Here is a 23,991-nt window from a genome sequence, read left to right as displayed (position 1 = left end):
GGAAAGGGCTGTTTTTAGGGGGTAATGAAGATAGTCGCAAGACCAAGGAATACCATTAAACCGACAATATCAGTACACGTCGTTAATGCCATACCGCCAGCTAATGCTGGATCGATCTTGAGCTTTTTCAATCCAATCGGGATCAAAACACCAGCGACACCAGCGACAAATAAGTTCGCAAGCATTGCACCGGCCATAATAGCACCTAGCATTAAACTGCCTTTCCAAACAACGACAACCGCACCGATAATTAACGCCCATATAAAGCCATTAATTAAACCAACACGGGCCTCTTTACTTAGTAGCCAGCGGGTGTTGGTATCACCGATGTGACCGACAGCTAAACCACGAATAACCAGAGCAACGGTTTGGTTACCGGCAACGCCACCCATTGAGGGAACGATAGTCATCAATACAGCAACAGTAGCCATCTGTTGTAAAGTGTTTTCAAACATGTTGGAAACAGAGGCTGCAGCGAGTGCTGTTAATACGTTAACACCTAACCAAATACTACGACTTTTGGCTGATTTTAAAACTGGCGCAAAGGTATCTTCGTCATCGTCCATACCCGCCATACTCATCATTGAGTGTTCGGCTTCTTCACGAATGAGATCGACCACGTCATCGATAGTAATACGACCAAGTAATAGATTATTTTGATCGACAACAGGTGCTGAAACCCAGTTACGACGTTCAAACAAATTGGCGATTTCACTGTCAGGCATATCGACAGGAATGGCTTCATCTGCATCTTCCATCACATCTTTGATTTCAATATCAGGCTGTGTCGTAATTAGTGCAGCAAGAGATAAATGGCCTATTAAGGTTTCGTTGCTATCAACGACATATAAAGCATCTGTCGCTTCAGGTAACTCGCCTCGCATACGCAAATAACGTAAGACAACATCAGCGGTAACATCACCACGAATGGTGATGAAGTCGGTACTCATCATACCGCCAGCAGTATCTTCAGGGTACGCGAGCGCTTTCTCGATACGATGACGGTCAGTGCTATCCATTTGCGCCAGTACTTCTTGATAACGTTCATCAGGAAGACTACGCAGTACATAAGCGACATCATCGCTTTCCATCCCCTCGGTCACAGCAGCCAGTTTCTCTGGCTCCATTTGCGAGACGATACCATCTTTTACATCTTCAGATAGTTCATCAAGGATTTCACCTTGCTCTTCAGGATCGGTCAGTTGCCATAGTACTTGACGTTCTTTCGGAGGAGAGGCTTCCAACAGATGTGCAATATCTTCCGGCTCCATTTCTTGAAGGAGTCGGCGAACATGGACAAACATGCCATTTTCTAATGCAGTATTAACTTCTTGGAGTCGTTGATGGGTTTGATCTTGTTCTAATACATCCGCCATAGGTATTAGGCCCACTTATATTTTGATGGCGCAATAAGTTGAATTTTAACGTAATCACCTAGCTTTTGTCTCACATGTTTTACGTATAATGAGTAGATTTATCCTTCTCATATATATCACATACACAATTACTCGGTTATTTAACGGAAAGTTATCACCAGTTGCCTACAGAGTTATTAATAATAGCGATAATTAAAGCAGAATTTCAGATTTAGTTGTCAATGACACATGAGAAAATTATTTAAAGTGTAATTGAAAAGTGAGTGGCATTGAGTCTTAAACGTAATGTTTAATTTTCTTCATCAAATCCGGCTTCAATTAAAGCGGAAATAGCGTTAAGTGCTGAGACTTCGTCTAAACCTTCAGCACTTACCATGATTTTTTGTCCTTGCGCAGAATCAAGCATTAAAAGCCCCATGACACTGTCAGCAGTGGCTGATACATCAGCATTACTCACGGTGATCACTGCGGTAAAGCTTTGTGCTAGTTCAACCAGTTTAATTGCCGCGCGTGCGTGTAAGCCGAGTCGGTTTTTAATAAATAATTCGCGTTGGACAGTCATTGTTTTTCTTCTAATGTGCGGTGACGAACTTGGACTTGTTGACCGTGGTGTTCAAAGTAGTCAGCAAGAGATTGTGCAATATAGACAGAACGATGTTGGCCGCCAGTACAACCAATGGCTACCGTGACATAGCTGCGGTTGTTTTTTTCAAGCATTGGGAGCCAAGTTTCGATGAAATTACGAATTTGGTAATTAAGTTGATTCACTTCACTTTGGCTGGAAAGAAAATCTTTTACCTCTTGATCTAGCCCTGTTTGGGGTTTGAGTTCAGGTACCCAATGAGGGTTGGGTAAAAAGCGAACATCAAATACATAATCGGCATCTGAAGGTAAACCATGCTTAAAGCCAAATGATTCAAAAACAAGAATCAGCTCTTTTGCTTCTCGACCTAATACGCGAGCACGAACGGTTTCACTTAAATCATGAATGGATTTATTTGTGGTATCGATAACTAAATCAGCGTGCTCTTTTAAATCACCTAATATGGCACTTTCAGAGGTAATCGCTTGCTCTAGAGTCATATTTTGCCGAGATAAAGGATGTAAGCGACGAGTTTCGCTATAACGTTTAACTAACTCTTTATCATCAGCATCGAGAAAAACAACGTTAACATCAACATCGTTCTCAAGTGATTTGAGAATACGCTGTATTTCACCTGGCTGCTGAGGCATGTTACGTACATCAATACTGACTGCTATATCTTGCTCTGTATGGGCAATGTCTTTGACAAATTGCGGTAGTAGAGTAACAGGTAGATTATCGACACAGTAATAGCCGAGATCTTCAAGCACACGTAAGGCGACAGATTTTCCTGAACCAGAACGGCCACTTACAACCATTAACATCATGGTTTATTTACCTCGGTAATTGGGATATGGAGTAAAAGCTCACGATTCATCGGTAAGAATATGATACAGCTCTTGATCGCTAGTTGCATGACGCAGTTGTTTACATACTTGCTTGTTACCTAGCTTTTCAGCCATGCTTGCAAGCGTTTTTAAATGCTCTTTACATTGTTCTTCTGGTACAAACAGCGCAAACAGAAGATCAACGGGCTGATTATCAATTGCGTCAAAATCAATCGGTTCTTGGCATTGAATCAGTACGGCAATGGCTTGATCGCTATTACTGATACGTCCGTGAGGGATCGCAATACCATTACCAATACCTGTAGTCCCCATCTTTTCACGATTGAGCATACATTCGAATAGTGGCTGTGGGTTTTGATCGAGATGAGCGGCAGCTATCTCACTAATGAGTTCTAGCGCGCGTTTTTTGCTGGAGCAAGGGACTGCACTTTTAGTGCAGTCCAGGCTCAATACATGACTAAGTTGCATAGTTAGTGGCTGTTGAGCTTATCTTTGTGTTTGTTTAATTGACGGACGAGTTTATCAGTCAATTCATCAATCGCAGCATACATATTTTCAGAATCCGCTTTTGCGTGGATTTCCCCTGCGTTAATATGTAGCGTAGCTTCAGCGATCTGTTGAAGCTTTTCAACATTAAGTATTACTTGGACATTGTTTATTTTATCGAAGAAGCGCTCAAGTTTTTCAAACTTGGTCGTGACATACTCACGAAGAGAATCGGTTACATCAACATGGTGCCCTGTAATATTGATTTGCATAGACATCTTCCTTTTGTTGGATCTGACCTGTTAATCTAGATCAGACGTTTTCGCTGGTTCGACGGCGGAATACCTAAGGATTCACGGTACTTAGCGATAGTCCGCCTTGCTACCATAATGCCTTGCTCGGCTAGTAGTGTCGCAATTTTGCTGTCACTTAATGGCTTCGCTTGGTTTTCTGCTGCAACAAGTTTCTTCACCAGTGCGCGGATGGCAGTAGACGAACATTCGCCACCATTATCCGTACTGACATGACTTGAGAAGAAGTATTTCAATTCAAAAATACCTCGAGGTGTATGCATATATTTTTGCGTTGTGACTCGAGATATGGTGGATTCATGCATTTCTACGGCAAGGGCGATGTCATTTAATACCATGGGTTTCATCGCTTCTTCGCCATATTCAAAGAAGTCTTGCTGATGTTCGACAATGCAGCGAGCAACTTTGAGTAATGTTTCATTTCGACTTTCTAAACTTTTGATCAGCCATTTAGCATCTTGCAGGTGAGTACGAATAAATTGGCTATCTGCACTATTACGGGTATTTTTGCTTAATGCTGCGTATTGTTCATTGACTTTAATACGTGGCACGCTGTCAGGGTTGATAGTGACTACCCATTTGCCGTGATCTTTAAACACAGAGACATCTGGTACCACATATTCGGTGTCTGAATGAATAACACGATTGCCTGGACGCGGATCGAGCGAATGGATCAACGCCATTACGGCTTTTAAATCGGCTTCTTTTAGTTTGGTTTCACGCATCAGTTGTCGATAATCACGATTGCCTAAAAGAGCAATATGATCAGACAGTAGCATTTTGGCTTCAGTGAGCCACTGGGTCTCTTTTGGGTAGGTAGCCAGTTGCAATAACAAGCATTCTTGCAAATTACGAGAAGCGACACCGAGAGGGTCAAATTGTTGTACGCGTTTTAATACCGCTTCAACTTCATCTAGCTCAAGTTCATCATCATCAAAACTCTCTAGAATATCTTCTGCAGAGCAGGATAAATATCCTTTTTCATCAACAGCATCAATGATAGCTGTTGCAATGGCAAGATCAGTTTCACTAAATGGGGTTAGCTGAACTTGCCACATTAGGTAGTCTTGCAACGATTCCGTGGTTTCCCCTTGATAGGCAGGAATATCATCGTCAAGTGCAATGCCCGTACTGCCTGTTCCTGCGCTATAAACATCATCCCAAGTCGTATCGACGGGGAGTTCTTCTGGCATTTCATTGGTATCGATAACATCGGCGGTGTCAAAGCTTTCAATATCATCAATATTGTCAGAGGCATCGTCTGTTGAAGATTCTGTCGCAGCTTTATCATCGTTTGTCGAAAGATCTTCATTTTCTTCCAGCTCTAGCAATGGATTTCCATCTAGGGCTTCTTGAATTTCCTGTTGGAGATCCAAAGTAGATAACTGCAGCAGGCGAATAGCTTGCTGTAGCTGCGGCGTCATGGCCAGTTGTTGGCCTAGCTTAAGCTGGAGCGAAGTTTTCATTAACGTAGATATACCTTGTCGTTATTATTTTTATGCTGTGGCTTTTTCTTCAATAGCAGACCTATGTAATGTGTTATAAGCGGAATTGGTCACCTAAGTACACGCGCTTAACATGCTCATCGTTGAGAACATGTTCAGGTGTACCGTTAGCGATTAACTGTCCTTGACTTACGATATACGCATGCTCACAGACATCAAGTGTTTCCCTTACATTATGGTCTGTTATTAAGACGCCAAGCCCACGATCACGTAAATGTTCAATGATCTTTTTGATGTCGATCACAGAGATGGGGTCAACACCAGCAAATGGCTCATCAAGTAAAATAAATTTAGGGTTTGCGGCTAATGCTCGTGCAATTTCAACACGGCGTCGCTCACCACCTGATAATGATTGGCCAAGACTGTTACGGATATGCTGGATGTTAAACTCATCCAATAAATCTTCTGCTTTGTCTTGGCGCTCTTCTTTCGTTAATTCTTTGCGCGTCTGGAGTACCGCCATCAAGTTATCATAAACGCTTAAGCGGCGGAAAATCGATGCTTCTTGAGGTAAATAACCGATACCCATACGTGAACGGTTATGCATGGGCTGTAGGCTGATATCGTCACCATCAATGGTGATCACACCTTCATCTCGTGCAACTAAACCTACAATCATATAAAACGATGTCGTTTTACCTGCCCCGTTAGGTCCTAATAGACCGACGATTTTTCCAGATTCAACCTCAAGGCTAACATCAGAAACAACTTTACGTCCGTTATAGCTTTTTGCGAGGTGTTCTGCTTTTAGAATAGCCATAGATACTGTTTATTTCTTGTTATTGTTCAATTGATTTGGTTGGATGACGGTAGTTACGCGCTCTTTGTCGCCACTTTTTGCAACCAAACGTTGTTCATCGATCTTATAAGTGATGACATTACCTTTGATTTCACTGCCATCTTGTATCAAGACTGCGTGATCCGTCATTTTCAAAAATTCTGTTTTTGTGTCATAGCGCATTTTTAATGCTTCGCCATCAATAGGCTTACCATCATCCATAATTTGATGGAAGGTGGCAGGGTTACCATAAGCAACAATAGTTTGCTCTTTGGCGTTGCTATTTGGGCGTGTTACAACAACTTTATCAGCATGAATATCAATTGTGCCCTGACGTAATCTTACATTGCCAGTAAAGGTTGCAATGTTATTTTTTACATCAAGTTCTTGGCTATTCGAGCTGATATTAATCGGTTGTTTAGTATCACTTTTTAATGCCCAAGACGATGTGCTAACACACAATAAGCATAGTAGGGCACTAGTTTTCAGTCGGTTCATATCTACTTTTCACATTTTTTAAGAGTTTAGCGACTTTACGTTTCATATTACCCGTCATACCTTCACCTTGGTTTTGGAAGGCGGGGCCTATAATCATGACATGGTCTTGAGTATTAAAATCTTGAGTTTCAATATTCAATTGCAAGTTATCTGTTTTGATCACTTGGATATCTGAATCGGGTAATAAGTTAAACATACGAACATTGCCATGAAGATTCAGTACCTTATTTTTATCTAAGATAGCGGTATTGGAGCTGATCCGCCATTCTGCATTCTTACCTTCCTTAAATACCCACAATACAGGTTTTACAAAATCGGTCTCACCACTTTTTTCAAAGTATTCAAGATGATCTGAATCGATTTGATAACTACGAATACCTGTGGGGTCAAAGGTTGTATTACTGATATCGTTACCAATGAACATTGGCTTTTCATCATCAGGTTTTACTTGATGATCTTGTTGCCACTGTTGTTCAAGTTGGTTGTAGCCTAACCATGCACAAAATATTACCAGAAGTACATAGAGTAGCCTTTTTAAAGTCATAGACTTAAGCCTTTATCATGTTTCATTGTTCTAATTCGTTACGCGTTATACTGAGTATGCTACTACATCACGCCTGCTTTTAATAAATCATGCATGTTTAATGCACCAACCAGTTGAGCGTTTTCAGTCACAAGCAACCCATTGATTTTACGATCTTCCATTATTTTTAACCCTTCAGCTGCGAGCAGTTGAGGAGAAATGGTTTGCGGGTTACAAGACATCACATCACCGATACTCGTATTGTGGATATCAATATGGTTATCGAGTAAACGGCGTAAATCACCATCGGTAAATATCCCGCTAAGTTGTTGCTTATTATTAACGATAGCCGTCATGCCTAAGCCTTTTTTTGAGATTTCTAGCAAGGCATCTTTAATGCTGGCTGTTTCTTCAATAATAGGCAGCATTTTACCGGTATGCATGACATCCGCGATACGCATTAATAATTTTCGTCCAAGTGCTCCTCCTGGATGAGACAAAGCAAAATCATCTGCCGTAAATCCACGTGCTTCCATAACTGAAATTGCTAATGCATCACCCATCACAAGTGTTGCTGTCGTACTTGAGGTTGGTGCTAGATTTAATGGGCAAGCTTCTTTATCTACAGTGATCTGTAAGTTGATAACTGCCATTTTTGCCATACTGGATGTTGGCTTGCCTGTCATGCTGATCATGGGAATTCCCAATCGTTTAATAACAGGCAGTAACGCTAAAATTTCAGCTGCTTCGCCAGAGTTAGAAATTGCGATCACAACATCTTCTTGTTTGATCATGCCTAAATCACCATGGCTTGCTTCACCAGGATGTACGAAAAAGGCAGGTGTACCGGTACTCGCCAGTGTTGCTGCTAGTTTTCTACCAATATGACCCGATTTACCCATTCCCATCACAATGACTTTGCCTTGGCAATCGAGTACCAGCTGACAGGCTTTATTAAAGCTATCATTAATATATCGGCTGATGTTTTGTAATGCTTGAATTTCAATATCCAGCACTTTTTTGCCATGACTAGAAAAGTCAAAGGAGCGAGACATCTGATTATTCTCCATTATGCGGAAATATTTAAGAATAGGTAAGCTTGGTAAGCAATAAAGCACAGTACCAAAAGACCGCCTTCAACACGATTGATTCGACGGCGTTTACCTAATGCCATTAATAATAACAATACAGACAGTCCGAGCATGACATAAAAATCACGCCCCATCGCAAGAGGACTTAATACTGATGGGTTCAGCAGCCCAGGTATACCCATTACTGCTAAAATATTAAAGACATTGGAGCCGATGATATTACCTACCGCCATATCATCTTCACCCTTGTAAATACTCGCGATAGAAGCGGCAAGCTCAGGCAAACTGGTACCAACAGCAATGATCGTTAAACCAATCACTAAGTCACTCATGCCGTAGTGTTTAGCAATAACTACGGCTGACTCTACTACCATATCAGATGAGTAAAGCAGTAAACCTAAACCAATAAAGACCCAGATAATAGCGGATGAGTTTTTAACGCCGGTTGGGATCTCAGCTTCTTGCTCTTCAGCAAGAGGATCGTTTTTGCTCGACTTGCTGATTTTTAACATCGCAAGTAAAAACAGGACAAAAAGCACGGCAAGAAAAGCGCCTTCCATTCGGCCTAAATAATTATCCCACAGTAAGAGGCCAGCAATAACGGTCACGCCTAACATTAGCGGTAATTCACGGCGAATAATGGTTGAACTGATTGATAGTGGCTTCAACATTGCCGTTATACCTAAAATCAGAGCAATATTGGCGATATTAGAGCCAAGCACATTACCTACTGCTGTATCGGTTTTACCTGCAAGTGCTGCGGTCGCTGAAACCATCATTTCGGGTGCCGAAGAGCCCATTGCCAGTATTGTCATACCGATAACAAGTGGCGCAACACCAAAATTTTTAGCCAGTGCTGCAGCGCCATATACTAATCGATCGGCACTCCATACTAATAACACTAACCCTACACAGAGCAATACAATGGCTTCGAGCATTCTAATCCCTTTTAAAAATGGCACGTTAAAAACGAGTACAGTAAATCTAGCGTTGAATCGCTTTTGATATTAGGCCGTAATTTTGACGGTTAGCAAAGCAAAAGGGAAGTATAACAAATGACTAATTCTCTCTATTGTGAACATTTATGAGGGAAAATAACAATCACGATGAATTTATCATGATGGATTGTAAAGCCTTGCTATTTTTAGGGATGATACAAGTATTTGAATAGCGTTCAATTGTTAAGTTAAAATAATACAAGAAAAGGTTAATAAGAATCGTTATCCAAGTAATTGGCGTTTAAAATAACAGCAATACGCCTTAACACTGTAACAATAGATGAGATATGAACCGACTAACTTGAGTTGATGTTTTATTCTCCTTATTATCCTTAGCTATAATGGCTTTCACGCGATAAATATGATTTTTCCTGTGGCTAAGTCATAATTTACTGATTTTTAATAATAATTAGTGTTTTTCATGAGAAATTACCAGTAATTAGAGGCGAATACGAAGCAATGGCTAAAAGCGATATACTGATTTCGATTAAAAACCTAACATTTTCTCGTGGAGAACGATTCATTTTTGATGATATTTCCCTTGATGTGCCACGAGGAAAAGTAACCGCAATTATGGGACCTTCGGGCATAGGTAAAACAACATTACTCCGTTTAATTGGTGGTCAAATTGTGCCAGATAACGGCGAAGTATGGTTTGATGAGTGGAATATCCCAACCTTAAAACGCAGTGATTTATATCAAGCTCGTAAACGAATGAGTATGTTGTTTCAATCGGGCGCGCTTTTTACTGATATGAACGTTTTCGACAATATTGCATTTCCGTTGCGGGAACATACCGATTTACCTGACGATTTATTGCGTAGTTTAGTGTTACTGAAATTAGAAGCAGTAGGGTTACGTGGTGCGGCGCAATTGATGCCGAATGAGTTATCTGGCGGTATGGCACGTCGAGCGGCCTTAGCTCGTGCCATTGCTCTTGATCCTGAATTAATGATGTATGACGAACCTTTTGTCGGACAAGATCCCATTACGATGGGTGTGTTAGTGCAATTAATCAGTAGTCTCAATAAAGCATTAGGTATGACATCTGTGGTTGTTTCTCATGATGTACCCGAAGTGATGAGTATCGCTGATCATGTTTACTTACTATCAGGTGGTAAAATTATTGGCAGTGGTAGCCCTCAAGAATTACGAGAAAATCCAGATCCTCGCGTACGTCAGTTCTTAGACGGTGATGCTGATGGCCCCGTTCCTTTTAAGTTTCCAGCGCAGCCATTAGAGCAAGATTTATTTGGTTAAGCGTTATTCACGATGCGTGTCATGCGCATCTGTTATTCGATGGATTACGAGCAAAAAATGATTGTTGATGCGATAGCTGATTTAGGGCGAAGTGGTATTGAAAAATGCCAAACAATGGGCCGAGCAACGTTAATGTTGTTTGGCGCATTGGTGAGTAAGCCTCAGCCAAGAAAAATGTTTCCGTTATTAATAAAGCAACTGTATTCAGTTGGTGTTTTATCAATAGCGATTATTCTTGTTTCAGGTTTGTTTATCGGCATGGTGCTGAGTTTACAAGGTTACCTTGTACTGGCTGACTTTGGTGCCGAAACGAGCTTAGGACAAATGGTTGCATTGTCTTTACTACGCGAATTAGGTCCGGTAGTGACAGCACTGTTGTTTGCTGGGCGAGCAGGATCTGCACTTACCGCTGAAATAGGTTTAATGAAAGCCACTGAACAGCTTTCAAGTATGGAAATGATGGCGGTTGATCCGCTGCGTCGAGTGATTGCACCACGTTTTTGGGCTGGTGTTATCTCAATGCCATTATTAGCACTGATGTTTAGTGTTGTAGGTTTATGGGGGGCGCAAATTGTTGGCGTTGATTGGAAAGGGATTGATTACGGTAGTTTCTGGTCGGTCATGCAATCGTCAGTGAACTTTAGTTATGACATAGGGAACAGCATTATTAAGGCTGTTGCTTTTGCTATAACGGTAACCTGGATTGCGGTATTTAATGGTTATGATGCCGTTCCTACTTCTGAAGGGATCAGCCGAGCAACGACACGAACAGTGGTGAATTCATCACTGGCGGTATTGGGCTTAGATTTTATTTTGACTGCACTGATGTTTGGTAGCTAATTCGTAAAGAAACCAACATGGTCTTAGTGTGACAAAACAAATTAAATGGATAAAAGCATGCAACAAAATAAACGTTTAGAACTGTGGGTTGGCATTTTTATGTTAGCCGGAATTGCAGCATTATTAGTATTAGCTTTCAAAGTTGCTAACCTACAAAGCTTTGGTAGTAATGAAAGTTACACATTAAAAGCCCATTTCGATAATATCGGTGGTTTAAAAGTCCGCTCTCCCGTGAAGGTAGGTGGTGTAACCGTTGGTGAAGTGACAGCTATTAACCTTGATAAAGAAACCTATATTCCGATGGTTACGTTATCGATTAACAAAAAATTTGGTTATTTCCCTGAAACGAGCTCGGCTTCAATTTTAACATCTGGCCTTTTAGGTGAGCAGTATTTAGGTATTTCCCCTGGGTTCGTTGATGACGATGTCGAGATGCTACATAACGGCGATCTTATTGAAGACACGAAATCTGCGTTAGTATTAGAAGATATGATAGGCCAAGTGCTATATAGCATTGGCGGTGACAAAAAAGACTAGGAGCACCAATGAAATTTTTACGATGCCTAATGCTGGCTTTTCTTGCCCTACCGATGTTGGTGCAGGCTGCAACAATCGATCAGACCAATCCATACACGATGATGGATAAAGTTTCTGTTCAGTTATTTAAAACCTTAAAAGCAGAGCAGCCGAAGATCCAAGCCAATCCAGAAGAGTTACGTATTATTGTTAAAAAAGAGCTATTGCCTTATATCAATACACGTTATGCCGCTTATAAAGTGTTGGGTTCAAATTTAAAGAAAACTACCGCAGAGCAGCGTGATGCATTCACGGAAGCGTTCACTGAATATTTAGTCGCATCTTATGCTCAGGTGTTAACGCAGTATACTGATCAGAAAATTCAGATTGAGCCTGCCAAAGCGGTTCCCGCAGATCGTAGTATCGTGTCAGTACGCGTTGATATTGTCGATAATCAACGCCCACCTATTCGTCTTGATTTTAAGCTACGTTTAAATAAAAAGACAAAAGAATGGCAAGGATTTGACATGGTTGCTGAAGGAGTCAGTATGATTTCGACTAAGCAAAGTGAGTGGAGTGGTGAGCTTCGCACGAAGGGAATCGATGCGGTAACGCAAAACCTACGCGATCTTGCTGCTAAGCCAATTCAGATCGAGAAAAAATGATCATGTCTGAGGATAGGATCAAATGGCAAGCTCTCGGTAATGACCAATATTGCTTGTCAGGTTGTTTAGAACGTGACACAGTGCCAGCTTTTTGGCGACGTAGAAACGAGTGGGTACCTGATTCAAACAAGGTCTTGCTCGATCTAGGTGGTTTGAGTCGAGTCGACTCAGCTGGCATGGTGATGTTATTGCATCTTCACCAGCAATTAAGCAGCGCAGGATGTGACTTCACCCTGCTTAATGTGCCCGAGCAGCTAAAAACATTGTTACGCTTGAGCCATGTTGAACCCATTTTAGCCGCTAGCATGCAGTGAGCTTTAGAGAGGATAGCTTGTGGAAATCTCCGAGATTAAACAAATTTTAGAAAACGCCTTAGATCTTGATGAAGTGATTGTTAAAGGTGAAGGTAGTCACTACGAAGTTATTGCAGTGAGTACGATTTTTGACGGCATGAGCCGAGTGAAAAAACAACAAACTATTTATGGTCCGTTAATGGATCGAATTGCAGCAAACGACATTCACGCATTAAGTATCAAAACGTATACACCTGAAGAATGGATGCGTGATAAAAAGCTAATGTCGTTATAACGAGGTAAACAATGCAGAAGTTTCGTATTCAGGGCGGTGGTCCACTAAGCGGTGAAGTGTCAATTTCTGGCGCTAAGAATGCAGCATTGCCGATTTTATTCGCCGCTTTGCTTGCTGAAGAGCCTGTAGAAATTGCAAATGTTCCAAAATTACGTGATATCGATACGACAATGGAACTACTTTCTCGTTTAGGCGTAAAAGTATCACGTAATGGCTCAGTTCATATCGATGCAAGTGATGTGAATGAGTTTTGTGCTCCTTACGATTTAGTGAAAACGATGCGTGCTTCTATCTGGGCACTTGGCCCATTGGTTGCTCGTTTTGGTCAAGGTCAGGTTTCACTACCTGGCGGTTGTGCGATAGGCGCGCGCCCTGTTGATCTTCATATTGTAGGTTTAGAGCAATTAGGCGCAACAATCACGCTTGATGAAGGCTACGTGAAAGCGAGTGTTGATGGTCGCCTGAAGGGCGCACATATCGTGATGGATAAAGTCAGTGTTGGTGCAACAGTAACGATTATGTCAGCAGCAACATTGGCTGAAGGCACAACGGTTATTGAAAATGCAGCACGTGAGCCTGAAATTGAAGATACAGCTGCATTTTTAAATGCACTTGGCGCAAAAATTTCAGGTGCAGGTACTGCAACCATTACCATTGAAGGCGTTGAGCGTCTTGGTGGTGGTTACCACGAAGTGGTTGCTGACCGTATTGAAACGGGAACTTTCCTTGTTGCTGCTGCTGTTTCTGGTGGCAAGATTATGTGTCGTAATACCAAGCCTGAATTAATGGAAGCGGTATTAGCAAAGCTTGAAGAAGCAGGCGCTTTGGTTGAAACGGGTGAAGACTGGATCAGCCTTGACATGACAGGACGTGAGCTTAAAGCGGTCAATATCCGTACCGCGCCACATCCAGGTTTCCCAACAGACATGCAAGCGCAATTCTCACTACTGAACCTCATTGCCAAAGGCACAGGTATTATTACTGAAACGATTTTTGAAAACCGTTTCATGCATATTCCTGAGTTAATTCGTATGGGCGCTCACGCTGAGATTGAAGGTAACACTGTTATTTGTGGTGATACTGCAGGTTTAAGTGGTGCTCAAGTGATGGCAACAGATTTACGTGCATCAGCAAGCCTTGTGATTGCAGGTAGCATTGCGAAAGGTGAGACGATTGTTGATCGTATTTACCATATCGACCGTGGTTACGAGTTTATCGAGCAGAAGTTTAGTGCATTAGGTATGAACATCGAACGTATCTAAGATGTCTTATTTTTAAATAAGAAATGTCTAAACAAAAAAACGCCTCACATGTGAGGCGTTTTTTTATATTTGTTATGTGTAATTATCGCATCGGTTTATTCTCAGAGGCCGGGCGATTAGCCACCGTTACAGGAATGATCATGGGTTTACCATCACGTAGAATTTTTACATTCACATGCGTACCTGGGCGGATATCAGTAACAATATCTCTAACACTTTGTACATTCGTGACTTGTTTACCTGCAATCTCGACCACGATATCATTTTTTTGAAAGCCAGCTTTTGACGCCGGGCCGTTAGGATCCATACCTTCTACGATAATGCCATTTACCTGATTGGCATCATACAGTCTTGCCATAACAGGGTTAATCTCACGCCCTTGAATACCAATCCAACCACGGATAACACGCCCATCAGCGATCAGCTTATTCATAATTTTGATGGTTAGTTGGTAAGGGATAGCAAATGAAATACCGTAGGTTTCAATATTCGTTGCTTGTTGGAAAGAAGCGGTATTAATACCAACGAGCTCTCCACGGGTATTGACTAATGCCCCACCTGAGTTACCACGGTTAATCGCGGCATCTGTTTGGAGAAAATCTTGTGGGCCATAAAAGCTCATGCCTGAACGCCCTGTTGCTGAAATAATACCAAAGGTTGTTGTTTGACCTAGATTATAGGGATTACCTATGGCAAGAACGACATCACCGACTGTCGCTTTGTAGTCTGGATTAACTGGGATCACGGGTAAATTATCAGCATTAATTTTCAAAACCGCGAGATCGGTTAATTGATCTAAGCCGATCAGTTGTGCGTTTAAAATGCGGCCATCTTGCAGTGCGACAATGACTTGATCCGCATTGGCGACAACGTGATAGTTCGTCACGATATAGCCTTTATCACTCATGATCACCCCCGAACCTAATCCTTGGGTGATTAACTCTGGCTCTGGTCGTGATTCATTATTTTCATAGCGACGGTTATAAATATTCACCACCGCAGGCGAAGCGCGTTTAACGGCGTAGTTAAATGATAAAGGGGCGGGCGCATCGTCTAATTGGGGTAAAGACACCGGTGATGATGGGCGCAAACTTGGTACAGCAACAAGTACAACACATGCTGTGATAAGGCCGAGCAAAATAGAACGACCAAGAAAAGCCAACATCAAGAGTCCTTAAAGTAATAAAGAGAGTGAGTGGCAAGAAGAATACCATTCATACTTAGAGAGACCAATAATAAAGTCAGAGCGCGGTTTCACCCTGACTTTATTTGAAGGTTAATGATAAACGTATTATTACCTAATGATCAGGTACAGGACGTTGTTTCCACGCTTGACTTCCATCGCAAGCACATCAGGTTTTGCTTCAAGTGCTTTACGAAGTTCACCGAGGTTATTTATCTTATTACGGTTAAGGCCAATAATAATGTCACCTTTTTTTAGCCCATAACGTGCAGCGATAGATCGCTCATCAAGCTTTGATACCTTAACCCCTTTGACTTTATCGCCAGCAACCGTATTGGTAAATTCAGCACCGGCTAGGCTAGGGTGGAGATTATCAGCCTTCACTTTGTTTTCACTCGCCGCTTTTAAGGTCACATTAACGGTTTGCTTTTTACCGTCGCGAATAATACCTAAAGTGAGTGCCTTGCCTGCGCCCATTGTCGCTATTTTCGCTCGTAACTCACCAAAGGTACGGATTGGGTTGCCGTTCACTTCGGTAATGATATCCCCCGCTTTCAGCCCTGCTTTTTCAGCAGAAGAGTCAGGCATGACTTGGTTAACAAATGCACCGTGGTTCGTTGAATACCCGAAGGTTTTAGCAAGCTCTGCGGTTAATTCTCCACCTTGAATCCCCAAAATCCCGCGTTTTACTTGACCAAATTCTAAGAGTTGATCAGTTAAGCTTTTCACCATATTGGAGGGAATAGCAAAGCCAATACCGACATTACCACCGTTAGGGCCTAAAATTGCGGTGTTAATACCAATTAACTCACCATTGAGATTAACTAATGCACCGCCTGAGTTACCACTGTTGATAGCAGCATCGGTTTGAATAAAGTTTTCAAAGTTTTCGACATTTAAGCCACTACGGCCCAGTGCCGAGACAATTCCTGATGTTACCGTTTGACCTAAACCAAATGGGTTACCAATTGCGATAGCAAAATCACCGACACGTAACTTATCGGAGTTCGCCAGTTTTACTTCCGTTAAGTTTTCAGGTTTGTCTATCTGTAGTAATGCAATATCGGACATGCCATCACTACCAATAAGTTTGGCATCGATTTCGCGTCCATCAGAAAGTTGGACACTGATTTCATCTGCGCCATCAATAACATGATGGTTAGTGACGATATAGCCTTTCTTTGCATCAACAATAACCCCAGAGCCTAAACCTCTAAATGGACGCTCTTGGACTTGCTCTGAAGGAAAGTCTGGACCAAAAAAATAACGGAAAGATTCAGGTAAACGCTGCTTAGAAACATGCTTACCTTCAACAGCAATACTCACAACCGCGGGGGTGACTTGCTCCAACATTGGTGCAAGGCTTGGTATAGGTTGGTTATTAACAGAGGTAGGTAATGCTGCAGTTGCAGTTACTGGGGTAAGAGCAGAACTGATACCTAATGCTAACGCAGTAAGAACAAGAAAAGGCTTTTTAATCATTATTGAGCTCCAATTTACAAGTAAAATTAAGACCTATAAAAAGAAGTCAAAGTTCACTTTCACTCACTCTTATTACGAATAAACAACAAGTGAAAGTGAATAAATGTGACAGTTAACTCGCTTTTGGCTCGGCATGTAGTTGAGCTTTTTCTTCTTCTGTTACTGCGGTGTTTTCACCGTTAAATAATCCCGTCGCGCCATTGGCATAATCGCGCGGTGCTTGCTCAACACTCTCATCTTCTTTTGGCCCGTCTTTCACCGTTTCTAAACTCGTGATGCGTTTTGCAAAAGGATTATCTTGTGCTGGAAGGTTTGGCATTAACTCGGTAGAAGTCTTCGCCATATGCTCATAAAGTTTGCTGTAATCTTTAGCAACATTGTCGAGTAAATCAGCACTGCGAGCAAAATGATCAACGAGTTCTTGGCGGAACTGTTCGAGCTCGTACTTTGACTTATCAAGCTCTTTTTTGAGTGTTTTTTGCTGTTTTACACTTTTGTTTGTTAGACGAACGGCAAGAGCACCAACTAAGATCCCTGCTAAAAATATAATAATGGCCCAAGTCATGGTCATGAATAAACTCCTTGTGACTTATACGAATATTCGTGTATCAATGTTTATCAACGATGGCTGTCACGTTACTATACCGTGAGGTTAAGCGACATGATACTCAATAAATATGATGTAAGAGTCATGAAGTGGCTCTGCCTCTCATAATTAGAGATAACTCACGGATGTAACAGGTAAGGTTAGAATGACGCCACTAGAAAAATATCAACAAGATTTACAGAAAACGGATTTTTTTGCAGATCCAGCACAAGCCAATGCCGTTTCCCATCTTGATAATTTATATCATCGTATAATAGCGCCTAAACCTGAGCCTAAACTGTCTTTCATCCAACGTTATTTTAAATCTAATTCAACTCAAGCAGATATTGTGCCAGTGAAAGGATTATATTTTTGGGGCGGGGTAGGACGAGGGAAAACTTATCTTGTTGATACTTTTTATGACTGTTTACCATTGGAACGTAAAACGCGGATGCACTTTCATCGCTTTATGCATCGCGTGCATCAAGAATTAAAAACATTAGATGGTGTTGAAAATCCACTGGAACACGTTGCTGATAAATTTAAACAAGAAACAGATATTATTTGTTTTGATGAGTTTTTTGTTTCTGATATTACCGATGCAATGATTTTAGGTACCTTGCTTGAAGCGTTATTTAAGCGAGGAATTAGTTTAGTCGCAACATCGAATATTCCACCATCAGAGTTATATCGAAATGGTTTGCAACGTGCGAGATTTTTACCAGCTATCGCATTGATAGAACAGCATTGTGAGATAGTGAATGTTGATGCTGGGATTGATTATCGCTTGCGAACGTTAGAACAAGCTGAGATTTATCATTACCCATTAGATGAATGTGCAACAGAGAATTTAAAACGTTATTTCGAACAGTTAACCTCAGAGCCTCGTAATCAGCAAACAATGATCACAATTAATGCGCGGCAATTGATGGTACAGCGAGAGGCGGATGGTGTCGTGCAGTTCAGTTTTAATCAATTATGCCAAACGTCACGTAGTCAAAATGATTACATGGAAATAGCACAAATCTATCATACGGTTATTTTATCTGAAGTACCGCAAATTACAGAGCAGGAAGACGATGCTGCACGGCGCTTTATTGCCATGGTTGATGAGTTTTATGAGCGTAATGTCACTTTGATTATTTCTGCGGCAGTACCTCTTGAGCAACTTTATCAACAAGGACGATTAACCTTTGAATTTAAGCGATGTTGCTCACGTTTAATCGAAATGCAAAGCCATGAATACTTAGCAAAGCCGCATCTAGCATAGAAATCGCGTTGTTAACGGTTATCGTATTTAACGATAATCAGGATTTATCGACTGCTTTTGCCTTAAATTGTCGTTAATAAGAAAAAAAGACATTTTTTTTAGGAAAAGAGGTGATTTTTTCCTCACCCTTCCCTATAATCTTGCGACCCACCGTACCTGTGAAGGCGAAAGCCTGGAGTGCCAACCACTCGAAGGGGTGATGACTGGGCTCTTATACAGAGGGACCATCATTTGATGGTTCTAGTAAGTGAAACTATTTAAATTATTGGGTATTAATTAGCATGAAAACTTTCGTTGCTAAACCAGAAACTGTAAAACGTGACTGGTATGTTGTTGACGCTGAAGGTAAAACTCTAGGTCGTCTTGCAACTGAAATCGCTTCTCGTCTACGTGGTAAGCACAAGCCGGAGTACACTCCACACGTTGACACTGGTGACTACATTGTAGTTATCAATGCTGAGAAAGTAGCAGTAACTGGTAACAAGCGTACAGATAAAATGTACCACCACCACACTGGCTACATCGGCGGCCTTAAGTCAATCAGCTTTGATAAGCTAATCGACAAGAAACCAGAAATGGTTATTGAAACTGCTGTTAAAGGCATGCTTCCTAAAGGTCCTCTAGGCCGTGCTATGTACCGTAAGCTAAAAGTTTACGCAGGTACTGAGCACAACCATGCTGCACAACAGCCTAAAGTACTAGACATCTAATTGGGAATTATGACAATGGCAGAGAATCAATACTACGGCACTGGTCGCCGTAAAAGCTCAGCAGCTCGCGTTTTCATCAAACCGGGTACTGGCAACATCGTTATCAACAAGCGTAGCATCGAAGAGTACTTCGGTCGCCCAACAGCGCGTATGGTTGTTCGTCAACCTCTAGAGCTTGTTGAAATGACAGAGAACCTAGACCTATACATCACTGTTAAAGGTGGTGGTATCACTGGTCAATCTGGTGCAATCCGTCACGGTATCACTCGCGCTCTTATGGAGTACGATGAAACTCTACGTCCTGCTCTACGTGCAGCTGGCTACGTTACTCGCGACGCTCGTTGCGTTGAGCGTAAGAAAGTTGGTCTACGTAAAGCACGTCGTCGTCCACAGTTCTCTAAGCGTTAATTTTCGCTTCCAGATTTTATCTGGTTACTGTGTACAGAAAGCTCAACCCTCGGGTTGGGCTTTTTTTTATTTATTAATAGCTAAACAATCAGCTTCCTGCCTTATTTTCTCCATTTTTACCGCTCTCAACACGGCCAAAAATTAAGTTTAAGTAACGATGTTATCGTTGGAAGGTAAAAAGAACGCTTTGCTCAGATTTAGTGCAAAAGAGTCGCTTTAACTTGTCAAAATATCGTCTGTTACATATCCTTTTTATGTTGGAAACAGTTTGAATGTGTAATTTTACTGTTACCTTTTCGTTGGAAGTTAGCCGTGGCTCCAAGGACGCATAAGGACATAATAATCCAAGGCGGGAGTAAGGGAGAATATTGGATGAGCAATGTGCCAGTAAGCAAAGGACGACGTCGCTTTCTGACCGTAACAACCTCGGTTGTTGGTGGGTTAGGAGCTGCAGCTGTTGCCGTTCCTTTTATCAAATCATGGAATCCGAGTGCGAAAGCAAAAGCCGCCGGTGCTCCTGTCGAAGTTGATATCAGTAAGTTAGAAGATGGACAAATGGTTCGCGTTGAATGGCGAGGAAAACCTGTGTGGGTTGTTCGTCGCAGCAAGGCTGTTTTACAAGAGTTAAGTACCCATGATGGCGAATTGCGGGATCCTTCATCAGAAGAACCTCAGCAGCCATCTTATGCACAAAATGAATTCCGTTCAGTGAAGCCTGAAATCTTTTTAGCCTTGGGTATTTGTACTCATCTTGGCTGTTCTCCAACTTATTTACCCGATAGCTTTAATGAACAAGTAAGTGGCATATCGTCAGGGTTCTTCTGTCCATGTCACGGCTCTACCTTTGATATGGCCGGTCGTGTGTTTGCAGGCGTGCCTGCACCATTGAATCTGGTGATACCTCCATATCAATTCTTAGATGACAACACGATTATCGTTGGTGTTGATGGGGAGGCCGTATAATGAATGCGCTACTAGGCTGGATTGAAAAACGTTTGCCCGTCACGAATGCTTATAGAAAGCATTTATCTGAATATCCGATGCCGAAAAATTTCAACTTTTGGTACATCTTTGGTTCTCTTGCCATGTTGGTGCTTGTTAATCAGATCGTAACAGGGATCTGGTTAACCATGAACTATGTACCATCAGGTGAAGGGGCATTTGCTTCCATTGAATATATCATGCGAGATGTAGAGTATGGTTGGCTGCTACGTTATATGCACTCGACAGGTGCTTCCGCATTTTTTGTCGTGATTTATCTGCATATGTTCCGCGGCTTGATCTACGGATCTTACCAAAAGCCTCGTGAGCTACTGTGGTTATTCGGTATGTTGATTTTTCTCATTCTTATGGCTGAAGCGTTCATGGGATATTTGTTGCCATGGGGACAAATGTCATTCTGGGGCGCACAGGTCATTATTTCGCTATTTGGTGCAATACCTGTAATCGGTGACGATCTAACTCTTTGGATCCGAGGGGATTATGTTGTCTCAGGGGCAACGCTAAACCGTTTCTTTGCATTACATGTTATTGCGCTGCCAATCGTATTGTTGTTGCTCATTGTGTTACACGTATTAGCACTTCATGAAGTGGGTTCAAATAACCCTGATGGTATTGAGACAAAACTGCCGAAGGGCTCTAAAGGTGAAGGGTATAAAACACAATTTCGTTTTCATGAATACTACAGCAACAAGTATGACATCATTGATTCAATCCCATTTCATCCTTATGGAACAGTTAAAGATCTGATTGGTGTTGCTGTTTTCGCCTTTTTCTTTAGCTATGTGATCTTTTTTAACCCAGAAATGGGAGGGTACTTCCTTGAGCCGCCAAACTTTGAAGCTGCAAATCCACTAAAAACACCTGAGCACATTGCGCCAGTTTGGTATTTCACGCCGTTCTATGCGATTTTGCGTGCGGTACCCGATAAGTTATTAGGTGTGGCGGCAATGGGAGCATCGATTGTCTTTTTATTCCTGTTACCGTGGTTCGATCGCTGTAAAGTTCGCTCTTTCCGTTATCGTAGCAAAGTGCACTTTATTAATATTTGTCAGTTCACAGTTAGCTTTATTGCACTAGGTGTTTTAGGTACGTTACCGGCAACTCCTACCTATACATTGCTTGCACAGATATTTAGCTTTGCTTACTTTATGTTCTTCATTTTATTGTTCTTTTACAGTAAAAATGAGGCAACGAAACCGCTGCCAGAGAGGGTGACATTCAAATGAGAAAATTGATTGTAACGCTGCTGGCAATGCTTCCTACTTTTGCTTTTGCGGCAGGTAGCAATGTACCTTTAGATGCGGCGAATAATGACTTAACAGACAAAGCATCACTTCAACGTGGCGCAAAGACATTTATGAATTATTGTTCTGGATGTCATTCAACCCAATACCAACGCTACGAGCGAGTGGCAGAAGATCTTGGTATTCCACCAACGTTAATGAAAGAGAATTTGATTTTTGATCAAAATGCTAAAATTGGTGATTTGATGACAAATGCGATTTCAACAGAGTATGCGGCAGCCTCATTTGGCGCCCCTGCTCCTGACTTAACTTTGGTTGCGCGTGTTCGAGGTACTGATTGGATCTATACTTACTTACGATCCTTCTATGCCGATCCTAGTCGTCCATTTGGTGTTAATAATTTAGTGTTCCCAAGTGTCGGTATGCCGCATGCTCTCGAAGAGTTACAAGGTGCACCACATAAAGCATTTGAGACCAAAATGATTGACGGTGAGAAAGTGCAAGAGTTTATCGGGATCGAATCTGATGGTACCGGAGAGCTGAGCGCCGAAGAATATGACGATATGGTGCGTGATTTAGTTAACTTCCTTGATTACTCTGCTGAGCCAATGAAGCTGGAACGACAGCAAATGGGCTTGTGGGTGATGGGCTTTATTGCGGTATTCTTTGTTTTAACTGTATTGTTGAAGAAAGAATATTGGCGTGATGTCCACTGATAAGGTAATCTAGTGGGTTAAGAATCTCGCAATGGGGGCTTAAGCCTCCATTGCTTTTTGTGTATTAAATATACTGGAGGGGTTGATGGCTGTTGCTGCCAATAAACGCTCTGTGATGACTCTGTATTCTGATGCTTCAGACATCTACAGCCATCAGGTGCGTATCGTACTAGCCGAGAAAGGTGTTAGTGTTGAAATCGAGCTGGTTGATCCATTGAATCTACCTGAAGATCTGTTAGAGCTGAATCCATACCAGTCAGTTCCTACATTGGTTGATCGTGAATTAGCACTATACCAAGCGAACATCATTATGGAGTACTTGGATGAGCGTTTTCCTCACCCACCTCTAATGCCGGTTTACCCTGTTGCTCGTGGTAACAGCCGTCTAATGATGTACCGTGTTGAGCGTAACTGGTACTCACTTGCAGAGAAGATTAATACTGGCACTGCCGATGAAGCTGACAAAGCACGTAAGCAATTACGTGAAGAGTTACTTGCATTAGCACCAGTATTTGCAGAATTCCCATTCTTCATGAGTGATGAGTTCAGCTTGGTTGACTGTTACCTTGCTCCACTACTATGGCGTCTACCTGAAATGGGTATTGAACTAAGTGGTGCTGGCGCAAAAGAAGTGAAAACTTACATGACACGTGTATTTGAACGTGACTCTTTCCTAGCTTCATTGACTGAAGCTGAACGTGAAATGCGTTTAGCTGGCCAGTAATATGGATATGGAAAAAATGACACCGCGTCGTCCTTATTTGTTGCGGGCATTTTATGATTGGTTAGTGGACAACGATCTCACACCACACTTGGTTGTTGATGCAACATTACCAGGTGTACAAGTACCAATGGAGTTTGTTAGTGATGGTCAAATCATCCTAAACGTTGCTCCTCGTGCTGTGGGGAATTTAGAACTGGGTAATGAAGCGGTTAGCTTTAATGCGCGTTTTAGTGGTCGTCCACATTCTGTTATTGTACCTATGTACGCTGTGCTTGCTGTTTATGCGCGTGAAAACGGAGCAGGAACAATGTTTGAGCCAGAGCCTAGCTATGAATCAGATATGCCAGTCTTTGATGATGTTGATGATATCGAAGATATGATTGATGAAGCATCAGAGCCTAGCTCTCCATTTGCCGTGGTTAGTGAAACTGAAACTGCCGGTGATGATCCTGACGATGAGCCGCCACGTCCTCGCGGTCGTCCAAGCTTACGTGTTGTGAAATAGATAGTTTCTCTTTAATAAAAAAACGCAGCCAAT

Annotated in this window: 29 protein-coding genes; 15 read left to right on the top strand and 14 right to left on the bottom strand. The window is 41.8% G+C overall.

Features of this window, described 5'->3' with window-relative positions; genetic code table 11:
• Positions 1 to 14 precede the first annotated feature (14 nt).
• The 11 genes from mgtE to C9J42_RS10940 all read right to left on the bottom strand — a co-directional run bounded on the left by mgtE (position 15) and on the right by C9J42_RS10940 (position 8,937).
• Entirely contained in the window at positions 15 to 1,376 is a 1,362-nt protein-coding gene (gene mgtE, locus C9J42_RS10990) for a magnesium transporter (protein ID WP_107287268.1), read from the bottom strand.
• A 289-nt stretch (positions 1,377 to 1,665) separates the two neighbouring features.
• Positions 1,666 to 1,938, bottom strand: a complete 273-nt coding sequence (locus tag C9J42_RS10985) for an HPr family phosphocarrier protein (RefSeq protein ID WP_107206527.1) — start codon at positions 1,936 to 1,938, stop codon at positions 1,666 to 1,668.
• Positions 1,935 to 2,786: an RNase adapter RapZ gene (gene rapZ / locus C9J42_RS10980; protein WP_107206528.1), complete on the bottom strand. Its 852-nt coding sequence runs from the start codon at positions 2,784 to 2,786 to the stop codon at positions 1,935 to 1,937. Before rapZ ends, C9J42_RS10985 begins: the two co-directional genes overlap by 4 nt.
• A gap of 39 nt (positions 2,787 to 2,825) precedes the next feature.
• Positions 2,826 to 3,275 (bottom strand): PTS IIA-like nitrogen regulatory protein PtsN, encoded by a 450-nt coding sequence (gene ptsN / locus C9J42_RS10975; protein ID WP_107206529.1) that lies wholly within the window; start codon positions 3,273 to 3,275, stop codon positions 2,826 to 2,828.
• A 2-nt stretch (positions 3,276 to 3,277) separates the two neighbouring features.
• A complete protein-coding gene (gene hpf, locus C9J42_RS10970; protein WP_005371137.1) occupies positions 3,278 to 3,565 on the bottom strand; it encodes a ribosome hibernation promoting factor in 288 nt (95 codons plus the stop codon).
• A 35-nt stretch (positions 3,566 to 3,600) separates the two neighbouring features.
• Positions 3,601 to 5,070, bottom strand: coding sequence for an RNA polymerase factor sigma-54 (locus C9J42_RS10965; RefSeq protein ID WP_107206530.1), 1,470 nt, complete (start codon positions 5,068 to 5,070; stop codon positions 3,601 to 3,603).
• 73 nt (positions 5,071 to 5,143) lie between these two features.
• Complete coding sequence (lptB, locus tag C9J42_RS10960; RefSeq protein WP_005371141.1) at positions 5,144 to 5,869, bottom strand: LPS export ABC transporter ATP-binding protein; 726 nt, start codon at positions 5,867 to 5,869, stop codon at positions 5,144 to 5,146.
• A 9-nt stretch (positions 5,870 to 5,878) separates the two neighbouring features.
• The gene (gene lptA, locus C9J42_RS10955) at positions 5,879 to 6,385 is read right to left on the bottom strand and encodes a lipopolysaccharide transport periplasmic protein LptA (protein WP_107206531.1); all 507 of its coding nucleotides are present in this window, start codon (positions 6,383 to 6,385) and stop codon (positions 5,879 to 5,881) included.
• Complete coding sequence (lptC, locus tag C9J42_RS10950) at positions 6,366 to 6,929, bottom strand: LPS export ABC transporter periplasmic protein LptC (RefSeq protein ID WP_107206532.1); 564 nt, start codon at positions 6,927 to 6,929, stop codon at positions 6,366 to 6,368. Before lptC ends, lptA begins: the two co-directional genes overlap by 20 nt.
• Positions 6,930 to 6,991: 62 nt before the next feature.
• Positions 6,992 to 7,963, bottom strand: a complete 972-nt coding sequence (locus C9J42_RS10945; protein WP_107206533.1) for a KpsF/GutQ family sugar-phosphate isomerase — start codon at positions 7,961 to 7,963, stop codon at positions 6,992 to 6,994.
• 14 nt (positions 7,964 to 7,977) lie between these two features.
• Positions 7,978 to 8,937 carry a calcium/sodium antiporter gene (locus tag C9J42_RS10940; RefSeq protein WP_107206534.1) on the bottom strand — a complete coding sequence of 320 codons (960 nt, stop codon included), beginning with the start codon at positions 8,935 to 8,937 and terminating at the stop codon, positions 7,978 to 7,980.
• 519 nt (positions 8,938 to 9,456) lie between these two features.
• Between C9J42_RS10940 and mlaF the strand changes: the two genes are divergently transcribed.
• The 7 genes from mlaF to murA are packed head-to-tail and all read left to right on the top strand — an operon-like array spanning position 9,457 to position 14,128.
• Positions 9,457 to 10,257: a phospholipid ABC transporter ATP-binding protein MlaF gene (mlaF, locus tag C9J42_RS10935; RefSeq protein WP_107206535.1), complete on the top strand. Its 801-nt coding sequence runs from the start codon at positions 9,457 to 9,459 to the stop codon at positions 10,255 to 10,257.
• A 57-nt stretch (positions 10,258 to 10,314) separates the two neighbouring features.
• Positions 10,315 to 11,097 (top strand): lipid asymmetry maintenance ABC transporter permease subunit MlaE, encoded by a 783-nt coding sequence (mlaE, locus tag C9J42_RS10930; protein ID WP_107206646.1) that lies wholly within the window; start codon positions 10,315 to 10,317, stop codon positions 11,095 to 11,097.
• A gap of 57 nt (positions 11,098 to 11,154) precedes the next feature.
• Positions 11,155 to 11,634, top strand: coding sequence for an outer membrane lipid asymmetry maintenance protein MlaD (gene mlaD / locus C9J42_RS10925; RefSeq protein ID WP_005371156.1), 480 nt, complete (start codon positions 11,155 to 11,157; stop codon positions 11,632 to 11,634).
• 8 nt (positions 11,635 to 11,642) lie between these two features.
• The gene (mlaC, locus tag C9J42_RS10920) at positions 11,643 to 12,278 is read left to right on the top strand and encodes a phospholipid-binding protein MlaC (RefSeq protein ID WP_107206536.1); all 636 of its coding nucleotides are present in this window, start codon (positions 11,643 to 11,645) and stop codon (positions 12,276 to 12,278) included.
• On the top strand, positions 12,275 to 12,592 hold the full coding sequence (locus tag C9J42_RS10915) for a lipid asymmetry maintenance protein MlaB (protein WP_199187038.1): 318 nt from the start codon (positions 12,275 to 12,277) through the stop codon (positions 12,590 to 12,592). Before mlaC ends, C9J42_RS10915 begins: the two co-directional genes overlap by 4 nt.
• 19 nt (positions 12,593 to 12,611) lie before the next feature.
• Positions 12,612 to 12,866, top strand: coding sequence for a BolA family iron metabolism protein IbaG (ibaG, locus tag C9J42_RS10910; RefSeq protein ID WP_005371165.1), 255 nt, complete (start codon positions 12,612 to 12,614; stop codon positions 12,864 to 12,866).
• 11 nt (positions 12,867 to 12,877) lie between these two features.
• Entirely contained in the window at positions 12,878 to 14,128 is a 1,251-nt protein-coding gene (murA, locus tag C9J42_RS10905; RefSeq protein WP_105061019.1) for a UDP-N-acetylglucosamine 1-carboxyvinyltransferase, read from the top strand.
• 82 nt (positions 14,129 to 14,210) lie between these two features.
• Here the strand turns inward: murA and degS are convergent, their stop codons facing one another.
• From degS to zapG, 3 genes are all read right to left on the bottom strand, one after another.
• Positions 14,211 to 15,293 carry an outer membrane-stress sensor serine endopeptidase DegS gene (gene degS, locus C9J42_RS10900; RefSeq protein WP_107206537.1) on the bottom strand — a complete coding sequence of 361 codons (1,083 nt, stop codon included), beginning with the start codon at positions 15,291 to 15,293 and terminating at the stop codon, positions 14,211 to 14,213.
• A gap of 129 nt (positions 15,294 to 15,422) precedes the next feature.
• Positions 15,423 to 16,793, bottom strand: a complete 1,371-nt coding sequence (locus tag C9J42_RS10895) for a Do family serine endopeptidase (protein WP_107206538.1) — start codon at positions 16,791 to 16,793, stop codon at positions 15,423 to 15,425.
• Between the two features lie 112 nt (positions 16,794 to 16,905).
• Complete coding sequence (gene zapG / locus C9J42_RS10890) at positions 16,906 to 17,364, bottom strand: Z-ring associated protein ZapG (RefSeq protein ID WP_107206539.1); 459 nt, start codon at positions 17,362 to 17,364, stop codon at positions 16,906 to 16,908.
• Between the two features lie 181 nt (positions 17,365 to 17,545).
• Between zapG and zapE the strand changes: the two genes are divergently transcribed.
• From zapE to sspB, 8 genes are all read left to right on the top strand, one after another.
• Entirely contained in the window at positions 17,546 to 18,649 is a 1,104-nt protein-coding gene (gene zapE, locus C9J42_RS10885; RefSeq protein ID WP_107246318.1) for a cell division protein ZapE, read from the top strand.
• A 281-nt stretch (positions 18,650 to 18,930) separates the two neighbouring features.
• Positions 18,931 to 19,359, top strand: coding sequence for a 50S ribosomal protein L13 (gene rplM / locus C9J42_RS10880; protein WP_005371187.1), 429 nt, complete (start codon positions 18,931 to 18,933; stop codon positions 19,357 to 19,359).
• A 15-nt stretch (positions 19,360 to 19,374) separates the two neighbouring features.
• Positions 19,375 to 19,767, top strand: coding sequence for a 30S ribosomal protein S9 (gene rpsI / locus C9J42_RS10875; protein WP_005371189.1), 393 nt, complete (start codon positions 19,375 to 19,377; stop codon positions 19,765 to 19,767).
• A 372-nt stretch (positions 19,768 to 20,139) separates the two neighbouring features.
• The gene (gene petA / locus C9J42_RS10870; protein WP_107206541.1) at positions 20,140 to 20,730 is read left to right on the top strand and encodes a ubiquinol-cytochrome c reductase iron-sulfur subunit; all 591 of its coding nucleotides are present in this window, start codon (positions 20,140 to 20,142) and stop codon (positions 20,728 to 20,730) included.
• Positions 20,730 to 21,995, top strand: coding sequence for a cytochrome bc complex cytochrome b subunit (locus tag C9J42_RS10865; protein WP_105061013.1), 1,266 nt, complete (start codon positions 20,730 to 20,732; stop codon positions 21,993 to 21,995). The genes petA and C9J42_RS10865 overlap by 1 nt, the downstream gene beginning before the upstream one ends.
• On the top strand, positions 21,992 to 22,729 hold the full coding sequence (locus C9J42_RS10860) for a cytochrome c1 (RefSeq protein WP_107206542.1): 738 nt from the start codon (positions 21,992 to 21,994) through the stop codon (positions 22,727 to 22,729). The genes C9J42_RS10865 and C9J42_RS10860 overlap by 4 nt, the downstream gene beginning before the upstream one ends.
• Positions 22,730 to 22,814: 85 nt before the next feature.
• Positions 22,815 to 23,453 (top strand): stringent starvation protein SspA, encoded by a 639-nt coding sequence (gene sspA / locus C9J42_RS10855; RefSeq protein ID WP_005371197.1) that lies wholly within the window; start codon positions 22,815 to 22,817, stop codon positions 23,451 to 23,453.
• A 1-nt stretch (position 23,454) separates the two neighbouring features.
• Positions 23,455 to 23,958 carry a ClpXP protease specificity-enhancing factor gene (gene sspB, locus C9J42_RS10850; RefSeq protein ID WP_107206543.1) on the top strand — a complete coding sequence of 168 codons (504 nt, stop codon included), beginning with the start codon at positions 23,455 to 23,457 and terminating at the stop codon, positions 23,956 to 23,958.
• Positions 23,959 to 23,991 lie beyond the last annotated feature (33 nt).

This window comes from Photobacterium sp. GB-56, assembly GCF_003026105.1.
Lineage (GTDB): Bacteria > Pseudomonadota > Gammaproteobacteria > Enterobacterales > Vibrionaceae > Photobacterium.
Note: the sequence above shows the minus strand (reverse complement) of the source record. Positions and strands in the feature narration are given on the sequence as shown.